We start from the raw sequence: 12326 nt of genomic DNA, 5'->3' as shown, positions 1-12326 counted from the left end.
AAGCGGGGGTTTAGCAGGTGCCCGGGACAAAACGAACCCCTCACCCCACAGAGATGGCACCTTGAGGCAGGTTTGCAACGGATACAGGACCGGCGCGTTGATGACGGCGAGCAAAAAGAAAGGATGACCCATGCGCGGCATGGTGCTGATTGGAGCGGTATTGGCCATTCTGGGCGTTGCCGCCCTGGTTTCCGGGCAGGTGCGCTACACGGATACCGAGCCAGTGGTGAAGGCTGGCCCGGTCCAGATCGACAAGAAGGAATCCCATACGATTTCCATCCCAACCATTGGTGGCGTGATCTTACTGGTTGCCGGTTTGGGCTTTGTCTTTGCCGGGATGCGCCGGAGTTAAAATCGCCTCATTTGCCAATCCGGCGGGGCGGCTTTAACAGTGGCGCATGCCCCGCCCCTTCCGCATCAATATTCTAAAGCTCGACCCTTTCCTTCTCGCCCTGATCGCCACGGTCGGGCTGGCGAGCCTGTTACCCTGCCGCGGTCAATTCGCGGCTGGCATGGAATGGATTACAGATGCGGGGATTGTTCTGCTGTTCTTCCTGCATGGTGCCCGACTTTCCCGCGAAGCGATCATTGCCGGGTTGGGGGCGTGGCGCATCCACATACTCACATTGGCCGCGACCTTCGTGCTTTTTCCCGCCATCGGCCTCGCCCTGCGGGCGCTGAGCCATGGCTGGCTGAATCCGGCCATTGCGGACGGGCTTCTGTTTCTTTGCCTTCTGCCATCGACGGTGCAATCGTCGATTGCCTTTACCTCGATCGCGCGAGGCAATGTTCCAGCGGCGGTGTGCAGCGCTTCGGCCTCCAATGTGCTCGGGATTTTTATTACGCCCGTACTGGTGGGGCTTTTCTTGATGAGCGGGAGCAGGGGCGGCTTTGCGGCGGATTCGCTTCTGTCGATTGTGCTGCAACTGCTATTGCCGTTCGTACTGGGCCATTTCTCGCGCCCCCGGACCGACAAGTTCATCTCAAAGCACAAATCCATTCTCGGCAAAGTCGACCGCACCACGATCCTTTTGGTCGTCTATACAGCATTCAGCGCGGCGGTGATTGAAGGGCTTTGGCATAAGTACAGCGTCGGGGACCTGGCTTGGACCTTCGCGCTCAACGGCGCGATTTTGGCATTGGTCCTCTTCATCACCCGCTGGACCGCCAAACGTGTCGGCCTTCCTATTGAAGACGAGATTGCCGTGGTGTTCTGCGGTTCGAAAAAGAGCCTCGCCTCGGGCGTTCCAATGGCAAGCGTACTGTTTCCACCGGTACTTTTGGGCCCGATGGTCTTGCCGCTGATGCTGTTTCACCAGATGCAGCTCATGGTCTGCGCTGTGTTGGCGCAGCGCTACGGCGAACGTCCCTCAAATTAAGGAAAGCGCACCGTCACTGACAAGCCAGGGGCATTGTCGGAAAGCGTAAGCTCTGCGCCGTGTAGATCTGCGATAGCCGAAGCCAGCGACAGGCCGAGCCCGCTGCCCGCCGTGGTGCGGCTGCGCTCGCCACGATAAAACCGGCGCAACACCTTTTCGCGTTCGCATTCCGCAATTCCTGGACCGGTGTCCGATACGGCGAGAGCCGTTCCGTTGAGTTCGGGGCGCAGCGATAAGGTGACCACAGTTCCTGATGGCGTATGCGCAATGGCATTATCGAGAAGGTTGGTAATCAACTGCAGGAGAAGCTGGCTGTCCCCTGAAATACGATGCTCGCCGGACAGTACGGTTTCAAAGCTATGCCCAGTATCTTCCATCACCGGGGCATATATGTCGCGCGCCCGCGTGACCAGAGCACGCAAATCCACCTCCGCGAAAGCAGCCCGCTTGGCCCCTGCCTCAACCTGGGCGATACGCAGCAGGGCCGTGAAAATCGCCAGTGCCTTATCGCAGTCGCCAATCGCCCCTTCCACAGCCTCGGCATAGGCGGCGGGGGTCGTGGCGGTATCACGGGTGCGTTCGAGCTTTTGACGCAGATGGGCGAGCGGCGTGCGCAGATCATGTGCGATGTCGGTCGAAACCTGGCGTAGGCTCTCCATGAGCTGCTGGATCCTATCGAGCATGGCATTGATGGTCAGGCCAAGCTGCTCAAATTCGTCATTGCGACCGTCGGCCGGAATGCGTTCGCCAAGGCGCCCTGCCATGATCCCGCGGCAAGTCTCGGCGACGGAATCCACGCGCCGCTGAAAACTGGCACTCAAAGCGAAAGCGCTCGCGGCCTCCAGCAGCAGCCCCGCCAGAAACACAACTGCGAAAGCATAGAGTATACCTCGCTCCGCATCTTTCACCTGGGAGAGATCGCGTCCCACATAGGCGTAGACACCCGGCACCACCATCCTGCCACGCCCTAAGATGGTATGCGGACCGTCTTTCTCCCGGGTCGGCAAGAGGATCATGAACTGGCCAATACGAGCCGGCATCATGGCGATGTTGCCTGCGAGGCGCTTGTCGCCGCGTGCCAAGAGAAACGCATCATCGGCATCGGGCTCGCGCAGGCGGCCCTCCACGATCTCACGCGCTTCCTGATCCCGATCGATGAAGTTTGCCGGCAAATCCATTACATAGGAGGCGTGGATCGCGGCGAGGTCATCGTCCACCTCACGCATCAAATTCGCTTTGAAGGAACGATCGAGGATAAAAAACACGACCGCGAACAGGATGATCATCGCGAGCGCGAACAGCGCCGCATGCACGGCTGCTTGCCGGAAGCTTTGCGAGCGGATGAGCCTAGAAGCCATTAAGGATGTAACCCGAACCGCGGATGGTGCGGATCAACTCCGCCGGGTACCCCCTGTCTATTTTGCTGCGCAGGCGGCTCATATGGGACTCGACAATGTTCGTGCCCGGATCAAATTCGAGATTCCAGACATTTTCGAGCAGCATGGCGCGGGTCACAACCTTGCCGGCATTCTGCGCCAGATATTCCAGCAGTTTGAATTCCTGGGGCTGCAAATCCACGCGCTTGCCCTCGCGATAGGCGGTGCGGGCGATAAGATCGAGGTGAAGCTGCCCCACCTGTAGCTGAGTGATCGCCATGGCCGGAGCCGTACGGCGTGCGATTGCGGCAACACGCGCTTGCAATTCGACCAACGCAAAAGGCTTGGTGAGATAATCGTCCCCGCCCGATTGTAAGCCTTCGACACGGTCATCGATACCGCTCATCGTGGTCAAAAACAGGATCGGCGCATCGTTTCCCTCGTCGCGCAAGGTGCGCACAAGGCTCAGGCCATCAATGCCAGGTAGCATGCGATCCACAATCAAAAGGCCAAAAGGACGATGACGGGCAGAATGCAATCCATCATTTCCGGTGGGCGCCCAATGCACCACATGCCCCTGTTTTTGCAGGCCTTCGGTGACATAGAGGGCGGTTTCGGGATCATCTTCAATGAGCAGAATGTCCATACCCGGCTGCCGTTCTGCCGCGCGATTTGGGCGGCGTTTTCCCAAGTCTTACAACCGCCGCACCTCACTCGGCAATGAAGCCGCGCGCGCCTGACACAAATTACACAATCGCGCATTAAGATGGGTACCACAGGCCTAAGCCATTAAAACCTGCCAACGTCCTGTTAAGAAACTGTGGCTGCTCGTCACTAAAGAGGGCCTGCGGCGGGCCGTTTTCCGGCTGGTTCTCCTTTTGACATGAACCGGGGCGCCGCAAAACCGCGGCCCGCCGGGACCGCTACAACGAGGGGAATTGTATGCTCGAACGCCGTATTGCTGCGCGACTGATGGCGCGTGCCTCCACCTTTGCACTCTGCGGCGCCGTATTCGCGACCGTCGCCGTGGCTGCGGATGTCGCCGACACGATCGGTGGCGGTGTCGGCACGGGAACAGAAACGATTGTTGTGACCGGCACCAAGTTCAACGCCGAGGCGGCGCCTGCCAAGGCTTCCATCAACACCACTGAGCCGCAAACGATCATCACCAAATCCTATATCGAAAACCTCACCAACCCATCCGCCGACTACGTCACGGTGCTGGCGATTGCGCCGTCGCTGACGGGCCTGGATGTCAATGGCCCCGGCCTTTCCGACGGCAATGTGAAGAACACCCTGCGCGGCATGCCCGACGGCAATTTCGGCATGACTTATGACGGCATTCCCTTCGGCGATACCAACGGCCCAACCCATCACTCGGCCTCTTATTTCCCTGGCACGACCATCGGCTCGATCAATGTCGAACGCGGCCCGGGCAATGCCGGAAACCTGGGCGCCTCCACATGGGGCGGCTCCATCAACATGTATTCGGAGGTACTCAACCCCGATATGGGCGTAAAGGCGAGCGCGTCGCGTGGGAGCTGGAACACCTCGACCCTGGACCTCAACTTCCAAAGCGGCGACATTTCCGGCCTCGGCAAGACGCGCATTCTCGCCGATTTTTCAGGCGTGCAGACTGAAGGCTATCTCACCAATCAGAGCATGATGAAGGACAATGAACTTCTCAAGCTCGAGAGCGAATTTGCACCTGGCTGGACGCTGACACTGTTCGCGAACCGCAATAACCTGCACCAGCATGTCAGCGACAAGAACGGCGCCACGGCGGCGCAGATCGTTACATATGGCAAGCAGTATTCGCTGCAGAAGAACGATCCCACCGCACCGGATTATTACGGTTACAATTACGCCGACAAAATTACAGATATGGATTACGTGCGCCTGCGCGGCGCGGTGACCGATTGGCTGTCGATCGACGATCAGGCTTACACCTATGCCTATGTCAACAAGACGGTGACCACAACCAGCACGCAGCAGACATTTTCCGGCAATGCGCTGGCCTGGAAAACGATTGGCACCTCGCTCATTGATCCCAACACCAGCAAGGTGACGAAATTCGCCAACGATCTTCCGGGCTACACCAAGCTCAACGCCTATCGCGTTTGGGGCAACGTCTTCCGCGCCTCGGCCGATTTTACCGCCGGCCCGGTCACCGGCCAGATTCGCGCCGGTGTGTGGTGGGAAGGTCAAGCAACGGAACGCCAGCGCTATTACTTTGACGTGACCAAATGCGCCGCAGCGAACTGCTCACCCTTTCATCAGGCATGGCTCTATGCCGATGCCTCCAACAAGAGCGCCTCAACCGATCCCAGCCTCTATCAGGGCCGTTATGGCGTCGGCTATCTTGAACATACCGGCTGGAACCAGATCGAACCTTTTGTGGAAGTCGAACTCCACCCGATCGAAAACCTGACCATTACGCCGGGCTTCAAATATATCGATTGGAATCATACGGTGGATCCCAACTCCGTCATTTCGGGCACGACCACCACAGCGACCACGGGCTGCGCGGGCAACAAATGCCAAGGCCCGGCTTTCTACAACGGCACGGTAACAAGTTTCACGACCAGCCGCCCGCTGTACTTCGCGACAGCGAATTACAAGATTGAACCCAATTGGAGCACCTACTTCCAGTTCGCGACCGGCATCTATGTCCCGGATATATCGGTATTCGAGCAGCAAAAACCCAACACATTCCCGGCAGCGATGACCACCGTGAACTACCAGTTCGGCACGGTCTATTATGCCGATAACTTCTCCATCGACGCGGATGTCTATTACATCGCCGCCAAGCACAACTATACCTATTCGAATTGCGTCAGTGATCCCTCGCAGCAGTGCGCCACCGACACAGGCGATGCCACCTACAAGGGCATCGAAGGCGAGGCCACCTACAACCTCTCGGACCTAGGCTTCGACGGCGTGACTATTTTCAGCAACGGCTCACTCAACTCGGCGAAATCCGGCTTCGCGCAGCTTAAGAACGCACCCTATTGGACCGCCGCCGCCGGGCTGATCTACGACCTCGGCGATATCCGCTTCTCGCTGATCGATAAGACCGTCGGCCAGCAGTACATGGATAACGCTTCAGCGAACGGTACACGCACGCTGGGTGCTGATGGCCAGCCCTTCTACCGCCTGCCGGCCTATTCAACGCTCAACTTCACCACCGCGTATAAATTCGCGGAGCATTTCGAAGTATCGGTTTCGGTCAACAATCTCCTCGACGACCGTAGCCTGGTTTCGACCAGCGGCACCGATGGCAAGGACAGCACCGGCGTCGGCGCGGCCATGTCGGTCTCCGATTACATGCACCGTCCAACCAGCACGGACCAATATTACTTCCAATCGTCGCGAAGCTTCCAAGTTTCGCTTAAGGCGAAAATCTAATGGTGACCGGGGCGGCTTAGGCCGCCCCTTTTTTTTGGAGTTGCCTCATGCGAATTTACGCCTGCCTTGCTGCAATGGCTTTTGCAGCCATACCCGCCTTTGCTTCTGACCAACTGCTCCTCACCCCGGATGCGCCTGCGCGGATGCTGCCCGCGCCGCCCCCCGATGGTTCGGCGGAACAAAAGCGCGAAATGGCCGAACTCCTGCGTCTTCAGAAAACCACCAGCGCGACTGCCTATGAAAAAGCCGACAAGGACGACAAAACGGAAAGCGTCACGGCCTTTGCTGAGATACTGGGCCCCTGGTTCGATATGAAAGCCCTGCCCAAGACGGCCGCGCTATTTCAGCAGGTGCGGACCGAAGAGAAAGCCGCCGCCAAAACTGCGAAAACCTATTTCCTGCGTAACCGGCCCTGGGTGCTTGAGCCCTCGCTCAAGACCTGCACGCGTGACGACCCGCAGCAATCCTCTTACCCGAGCGGGCACGCAACGCTGGGCTATAGCTTCGCGGTGGTGCTGGCGCATTTGCTGCCGGACGACGCCACGAAAATCATGGCCCGCGCCAAAGAGTATGCAGAGAACCGCCTAGTCTGCGGCGTGCATTATCGCAGCGATATCGTGGCGGGTCAGGTTCTAGGGACGGTGGTGTCGGAGGAGCTATTGGCCAACGCGAATTTCAAGGCCGAGTTCGAGGCCGCCCAGGCCGAGCTTACAGCCGCCAAGTCACATTGAGGATTCATCGGGAAGGTCTGTTCGGGGCCACTCCAAAAAGGAGTGGTGGGCGCGACAGGGATCGAACCTGTGACCCCTACCATGTCAAGGTAGTGCTCTCCCGCTGAGCTACGCGCCCGCCGAACGGGGACCGGTGTATAGCCTCCGTTCGGCGGATAACGCAAGTCAACCGTTGCTCTTTAAATTGAACCGGACCGCGACATTGGCGGCACTATCCACAGGAGTTCCACTGCGTAGGGCGGGCTGATAGCGCCAATGGGCCAAAACCCAGGCCACCGCAGCCCGGTCAAGCCCCTCATACCCGCTGGAACGGACCACCTGGGCGGCTTTGACTGCGCCATCTGTGCCAATGGTTATGCGCAAGACGACCGTCCCTTCCGCGCCCAGCCGGGCTTCCAAAGCCGGATAAGGCGGAATGGTATGGGTTGCCATCAGGGCGACCGGACCGCGCTCCACGCCTTGGGGCGGCATGGGCCGGTTCGGAAGGGGCGTTATGACGGTCTCGCCGGGCGGTTCGGCGATCTCGAACACCGGCTTAGGCACGAAAACTTCCACCGGAAGCTGCTCGCTGGCAGCGGGCGGAGGGGTTTGCGGCGGCTTCGCCGAATCCTTCGGGAAAAACGCATTCACCGGATCCCGGATGACGTCGGAGGCCCTGATCTGCAGACCCGAGATCAGAGCCCAGACAAACCCGGCCTGAAGCAAGCTGGCCAAAACAATTCCGGAGACGCGCAGGCTACCTTTATTGGCTTTTGCGGGCATGATTGCCTCCCCCTCGGACGAGGAACCCGAAACCAATCTTTGGGCTCCCGGGCCGCGTGGCCCATCCTGGCGGGAAGCTCGCGTTAGGCGAGTTGTTCTCGCCGGATCACCAAAAGGCTGAGCGCCGTTCCTGGCGCGATTGCGGCGGGCGCGCGGCAAAGCGGCGTCAAAGCCTTGCTCGTTTTGCGAGAGGAGAGTTCGATTATTGCGGAGGATTTAAGCCGCCATCATCCGTTCCACTTCCGCAACGATCTCGCGAAGGTGGAAAGGCTTGGACAGAACCTTGGCCTGTTTGGGCGCGTTGGAGGCCGGATGCAGCGCCACAGCCGCGAAACCGGTAATGAACATGATCTTCATCGCCGAGTCCTGCTCAGCCGCGCGCTTGGCAAGCTCGATCCCATCCATGCCGGGCATGACGATATCGGTGAGAAGAAGATCGAAGTGACGATCCTTCAAATGGCCATAGGCATCGAGCCCGTCACCGAAGTCCTGCACCTCGTGACCGGCACGCACCAACGCCTGCGCCAAAAACTTGCGCAAGGACTCATCGTCTTCGACCAAAAGGATCTGCGCCATTCGCCGCTCCGCCCGGGGCCTATAAAACCGTATATATCTCATTTCGTAAATGGCGGTTAACGGCGTGCTGCGTGACACCTCCGGATTTTCCCTATTGCCCATCCTTTGACGCTTGTCGGGACCGCGACGAGATGGTCCACTCGCCAGGTGAAACACCACGGCCACCCTTATCCCGGCGACGATCCGGCCAGCGACCCCGTTCTGGCGGCGCTTTATGCCGATCCCGTGCGGCTGATCCGGCCCAAGGAACAGCGCTTGCCGCTGATCTTTGCCTCGCCGCATTCGGGAAGGCTGTATCCGCCGAGTTTCGTCGGTCGCTCCCGGCTTAGCCCCAATCTGTTGCGCCGCTCCGAGGACGCCTTTGTCGATGAGCTTTACGAAGCCGTGCCCTCTCTTGGCGCGCCGCTGTTAAGCGCCCGTTTCCCCCGCGCTTTCGTCGATGCCAATCGCGGCCCCGGAGAGATCGACGCCGATATGTTCGACGCGCCCCTACCCTTCGAGGTTGACCCGCCAGGGCCGCGGGTCAGCGCTGGGCTTGGTGTTATTCCGCGGGTGGTGCGCGAGGGCGCCGATATTTACCGCGCCAGACTTGCAGCCGAAGAAGCAGGCGAACGCCTTAAAGGTCTTTACCGGCCCTATCACGCCGGTTTAGCGCGGCTGGTGGAAGAAACCTGGAACCGCTTCGGCTGCGCCGTGGTGATCGACTGCCACTCTATGCCCTCGCTTCCAGCCGCGCCCTCCATTGTCTTTGGAGATTGCTTCGGCAGCTCTCTGAGCCCGTCTTTGATGCGCCACACCGAGGAAGCTTTCGGTCAGCAAGGCTTTGCTACAGCACGCAACGCGCCTTATGCGGGCGGCTATACCACCCATCTTTATGGCAAACGGCAGGTGGGGATCCACGCGCTGCAGATCGAGATCAATCGCGGCCTCTATCTCGATGAGGAGCGGGTTGAGAAGACCGTCTCCTTCGCCGGCATCAAAGGACGACTCACCGCGGCGTTACGCCAGATGGTGCAATTCGATTGGAGCCGCCTTTTGCCTGCCCATCCGCTCGCTGCGGAATAGCTGCATCAAAATCCGGCACGCGCAGCAAATGCGCAATTTTGCTCGGGAATCCCTGGAAAGAAAAAAGGCCGCTCCCAAAGGAGCGGCCAAGTTCAGGGAGGAAACGCCCAGGAAGGGCCGCGGTAGGAACTACCGCGCTGCAACAATATGCAGAATGACAGCCCTGTCTGCAAGGGGAATCTTGTGCCCAGACTGGTCTATTTTGAGGACATAAACCCATTGTAATGCCACATTAATTTCACATTTGCCCAAGTCCTGATCAGGTGATTGCATAGCGTTGTGCAGTGCGAAAGGTGCAAGTTGCTATCAACGGGAAATGAATCGGCAGGGGGCAAACACTCCGATTTCGCGTCTGCGTAAGGGCACTTCCGAGCGGGAGTCACAACACTGTCGCGGCACTGATGAAAAAATTTCGCGCAAAGCAGGTACCCAGATAACCCAGCGAACGATTCGCAAGGGATGCTGCGATGGCTGTCCGGGATCTAGATGTCTTGTCCTTCCTGCGGCTGCCGCGGAGCGGCGGTTTTCCTGGATTTCCGCGGAGCGGACCGCCTACGCCGCGCCCAATCACCCCGATTCGCCAGCACCGCACGATTTTCATTTCCGACGTCCATCTGGGCACAAGGGGCTGCAAGGCGGAGATGCTGGCGGAGTTCCTGGCCTGCAACGCCTGCGAGACCCTCTATCTCGTTGGCGATATCGTCGACGGCTGGCAGCTGAAGCGCCGCTGGTTCTGGTCGGAAGCCCAAACCCAGGTGGTCCAGGAGATCCTGAAAAAAGCCGATAGCGGCACCAAGGTCATCTACATCCCCGGAAACCACGACGAATTCCTCCGCCCATATTGCGGGCGCACACTGGCCGGGATCGAGATCCGTCACGACGCCATCCATGAAACCGCCGACGGGCGGAAAATCTGGGTCCTGCATGGCGACCGCTTCGATGCAGTGATGGCTTGCGCCAAATGGCTCGCCCATGTCGGCGACTGGGCCTATAGCCTCGCCCTCGCCCTCAACGACCGTTTGCATATGCTGCGCCGCCGCATGGGCCTGCCCTACTGGTCGCTCTCGGCCTACCTCAAACACGCTGTCAAAAACGCCGTCGAATACGTTTCCCGTTTTGAGGAGGTGGTCGCCCGCGCCACCGTGCCCTTAGGGGTGGACGGCGTGATGTGCGGTCACATTCATCATGCGGAAATCCGCCGCATCGGCACCATCTTGTATCTGAACGACGGAGATTGGGTTGAAAGCTGCACTGCCCTTGTCGAAGATGGGCGAGGACATCTGGAGATTCTACGCTGGGCAAGCTCAACACCTGCGAGCGATACTGCCTGCACCGTCGCGGGCACCAAAGGTGAAGCTGCGCTTATACCCGCGTAGGCGCAGAGTAAGGCGCACTATGCCCGTTGGCATTGGCCAGGCGGGCACGTCTTACGTCGCCGATGATCCTCAGACGCTGAAGGTGATGATCATCACCGACGCCTGGGCTCCCCAGGTGAACGGGGTGGTGCGCACGCTCGAGGTCTTGGGGCGCGAGCTCTGTCATCTCGGCCATGAGGTGCGCTATGTCACTCCGGAAGGGCGCTTCACCGTGCCCATGCCCACCTATTCCGAAATCCGGCTCGCCATTTTCGCCCAGCGCACGCTGGAAAACGAAATCCGCGATTTCGCGCCGGACGCGATCCATATCGCCACCGAAGGCACCCTCGGCATTGGCGCGCGCAAGATCTGCGTGCGCTACAACATCCCCTTCACCACCTCTTTCCATACCCGTTTCCCGGAGTATGTGACGGCGCGCTTCCCCTTCATCCGCGAGGAAGCCGTTTATCGCTTCCTGCGCTGGTTCCATGCCCCGGCCACGGCGATGATGGTGGCCACCCCGGCGCTGCGCGACGAGCTGGAAGAGCGCGGCTTCAAGAATCTGAAAATCTGGTCGCGCGGGGTCGATACCGATCTCTTCAAGCCGATGCCCGGCTTCCATCTGCCCTATTCTGGGCCGGTGTTTCTCTATGTCGGGCGGATCGCGGTGGAGAAGAACATCGAATCCTTCCTCAAGCTCGACCTGCCCGGCACCAAGGTGCTGGTCGGCGATGGCCCGGCGCGCGCCACCCTCGCCAAGGCCTATCCCGAGGCGGTGTTCTTAGGCCCCAAATCCGGCCAGGAGCTGGTGGAGTGCTATGCGGGCAGCGATGTCTTCGTCTTCCCCTCCAAGACCGACACCTTTGGGCTTGTGATGCTGGAAGCGGCGGCTTGCGGCACGCCGGTGGCGGCCTATCCGGTGCAAGGGCCCAACGACGTGATTGGCGGGTTTCCGGGCGCAGGCGTCTTGGACGACGATCTGGAAGTGGCGTGCAAAAAGGCGTTGGAGCTTTCGCGAGAAGGCGCCCGCGAATTTGCCCTTTCGCGAAGCTGGCGCTCCTGCACCGAGCAGTTCCTCTCCAACCTCGCCATCGAGGCGGAATAAGCGGGCCTAGGCTTCAGACGACGAGGCTAAATCTAGCGGATGGCACACGCCAAACCGCGAGCGCTTGATCATTGATTGTCGTGTTTGGACGATAAAGGAGGGGGGAGCCCCCTGCCCCCACCCACCCCTTGAGGGAGGGTCGAAATTTGCGCGAGCTCGGGCGAGCGAAATTTCGGGGAGGGGTTAGTCGCGGCGGCGCCAAAGTCGTTCGCGACGCTTTTGAGATTCTCCACCACAGCTTTTAGACCACGACATACCCCTCCCCGAAAAACGCAGCGGCGTTTTTCGACCCTCCCTCAAGGGGAGGGTTGGGTATGAATCAAAAACTCAAATTTAAATCCGGGATTTTCGGCGTAAGCGGCTGATACGCTGTGATAATCGCCTTGCAATTAACCAGCAGCGGGGCGCCCTGGGCGTGCGCGGAGGATCGTCAGGAGGGCCTGACGCATGGATGTGACTTCACAGCGGTCAAACAGCCTTCAAGAGATGGGAAGCGTGGCCCTCGGCGGCAAGGGGTTGCGCCCCTCAACCACAGCAGCCGCGAGTCCGAATTGCGCCAGAAAGCGATG

11 protein-coding genes and 1 tRNA gene are annotated in these 12326 nt (G+C 59.6%); 7 read left to right on the top strand and 5 right to left on the bottom strand.

Annotated elements, in window-relative coordinates:
- Nucleotides 1-130: 130 nt before the first annotated feature.
- Nucleotides 131-352, top strand: coding sequence for a DUF3185 domain-containing protein (locus FHS83_RS09545; RefSeq protein WP_167082741.1), 222 nt, complete (start codon nt 131-133; stop codon nt 350-352).
- Between the two features lie 46 nt (nt 353-398).
- Nucleotides 399-1379, top strand: coding sequence for a bile acid:sodium symporter family protein (locus FHS83_RS09540; protein ID WP_167082740.1), 981 nt, complete (start codon nt 399-401; stop codon nt 1377-1379).
- On the opposite strand, the gene FHS83_RS09535 is transcribed toward FHS83_RS09540, so the two are convergent.
- Nucleotides 1376-2737: a sensor histidine kinase gene (locus FHS83_RS09535; protein WP_167082739.1), complete on the bottom strand. Its 1362-nt coding sequence runs from the start codon at nt 2735-2737 to the stop codon at nt 1376-1378. The two genes, FHS83_RS09540 and FHS83_RS09535, sit on opposite strands and share 4 nt — an antisense overlap.
- On the bottom strand, nt 2727-3401 hold the full coding sequence (locus tag FHS83_RS09530) for a response regulator transcription factor (RefSeq protein WP_167082738.1): 675 nt from the start codon (nt 3399-3401) through the stop codon (nt 2727-2729). The genes FHS83_RS09535 and FHS83_RS09530 overlap by 11 nt, the downstream gene beginning before the upstream one ends.
- A 296-nt stretch (nt 3402-3697) precedes the next feature.
- On the opposite strand from FHS83_RS09530, the gene FHS83_RS09525 reads away from it, so the two are divergent.
- Both FHS83_RS09525 and FHS83_RS09520 read left to right on the top strand, forming a co-directional pair.
- Nucleotides 3698-6163 (top strand): TonB-dependent receptor, encoded by a 2466-nt coding sequence (locus tag FHS83_RS09525; protein WP_167082737.1) that lies wholly within the window; start codon nt 3698-3700, stop codon nt 6161-6163.
- Nucleotides 6164-6210: 47 nt separating this feature from the next.
- Nucleotides 6211-6894: an acid phosphatase gene (locus tag FHS83_RS09520; protein ID WP_167082736.1), complete on the top strand. Its 684-nt coding sequence runs from the start codon at nt 6211-6213 to the stop codon at nt 6892-6894.
- 43 nt (nt 6895-6937) lie between these two features.
- On the opposite strand, the gene FHS83_RS09515 is transcribed toward FHS83_RS09520, so the two are convergent.
- The 3 genes from FHS83_RS09515 to cpdR all read right to left on the bottom strand — a co-directional run bounded on the left by FHS83_RS09515 (nt 6938) and on the right by cpdR (nt 8232).
- Nucleotides 6938-7012 (bottom strand) — tRNA-Val (locus tag FHS83_RS09515).
- Between the two features lie 47 nt (nt 7013-7059).
- Nucleotides 7060-7656 (bottom strand): energy transducer TonB, encoded by a 597-nt coding sequence (locus FHS83_RS09510; RefSeq protein WP_167082735.1) that lies wholly within the window; start codon nt 7654-7656, stop codon nt 7060-7062.
- Nucleotides 7657-7872: 216 nt separating this feature from the next.
- On the bottom strand, nt 7873-8232 hold the full coding sequence (cpdR, locus tag FHS83_RS09505) for a cell cycle two-component system response regulator CpdR (RefSeq protein WP_167082734.1): 360 nt from the start codon (nt 8230-8232) through the stop codon (nt 7873-7875).
- A gap of 201 nt (nt 8233-8433) precedes the next feature.
- Here cpdR and FHS83_RS09500 point away from each other — a divergent pair, with 201 nt between their 5' ends.
- From FHS83_RS09500 to FHS83_RS09490, 3 genes are all read left to right on the top strand, one after another.
- The gene (locus tag FHS83_RS09500; RefSeq protein WP_167085384.1) at nt 8434-9297 is read left to right on the top strand and encodes an N-formylglutamate amidohydrolase; all 864 of its coding nucleotides are present in this window, start codon (nt 8434-8436) and stop codon (nt 9295-9297) included.
- Nucleotides 9298-9764: 467 nt separating this feature from the next.
- Nucleotides 9765-10673, top strand: coding sequence for a UDP-2,3-diacylglucosamine diphosphatase (locus FHS83_RS09495; protein WP_167082733.1), 909 nt, complete (start codon nt 9765-9767; stop codon nt 10671-10673).
- A 76-nt stretch (nt 10674-10749) separates the two neighbouring features.
- Nucleotides 10750-11757: a glycosyltransferase gene (locus FHS83_RS09490; RefSeq protein WP_167085382.1), complete on the top strand. Its 1008-nt coding sequence runs from the start codon at nt 10750-10752 to the stop codon at nt 11755-11757.
- Nucleotides 11758-12326: the final 569 nt, after the last annotated feature.

The sequence above is a fragment of the Rhizomicrobium palustre genome (assembly GCF_011761565.1).
Lineage (GTDB): Bacteria > Pseudomonadota > Alphaproteobacteria > Micropepsales > Micropepsaceae > Rhizomicrobium > Rhizomicrobium palustre.
The sequence above is the reverse complement of the archived record's forward strand: the minus strand, read 5'-3'. Positions and strand labels throughout refer to the sequence as shown.

Excerpts from the sequence above, each read along its gene's own strand:
- FHS83_RS09520 (WP_167082736.1), top strand. The coding sequence starts at position 6,211 with ATGCGAATTTACGCCTGCCTTGCTGCAATGGCTTTTGCAGCCATACCC.
- FHS83_RS09525 (WP_167082737.1), top strand. The coding sequence starts at position 3,698 with ATGCTCGAACGCCGTATTGCTGCGCGACTGATGGCGCGTGCCTCCACC.
- cpdR (WP_167082734.1), bottom strand. The coding sequence starts at position 8,232 with ATGGCGCAGATCCTTTTGGTCGAAGACGATGAGTCCTTGCGCAAGTTT.
- FHS83_RS09495 (WP_167082733.1), top strand. The coding sequence starts at position 9,765 with ATGGCTGTCCGGGATCTAGATGTCTTGTCCTTCCTGCGGCTGCCGCGG.
- FHS83_RS09545 (WP_167082741.1), top strand. The coding sequence starts at position 131 with ATGCGCGGCATGGTGCTGATTGGAGCGGTATTGGCCATTCTGGGCGTT.
- FHS83_RS09540 (WP_167082740.1), top strand. The coding sequence starts at position 399 with ATGCCCCGCCCCTTCCGCATCAATATTCTAAAGCTCGACCCTTTCCTT.
- FHS83_RS09510 (WP_167082735.1), bottom strand. The coding sequence starts at position 7,656 with ATGCCCGCAAAAGCCAATAAAGGTAGCCTGCGCGTCTCCGGAATTGTT.
- FHS83_RS09535 (WP_167082739.1), bottom strand. The coding sequence starts at position 2,737 with ATGGCTTCTAGGCTCATCCGCTCGCAAAGCTTCCGGCAAGCAGCCGTG.
- FHS83_RS09530 (WP_167082738.1), bottom strand. The coding sequence starts at position 3,401 with ATGGACATTCTGCTCATTGAAGATGATCCCGAAACCGCCCTCTATGTC.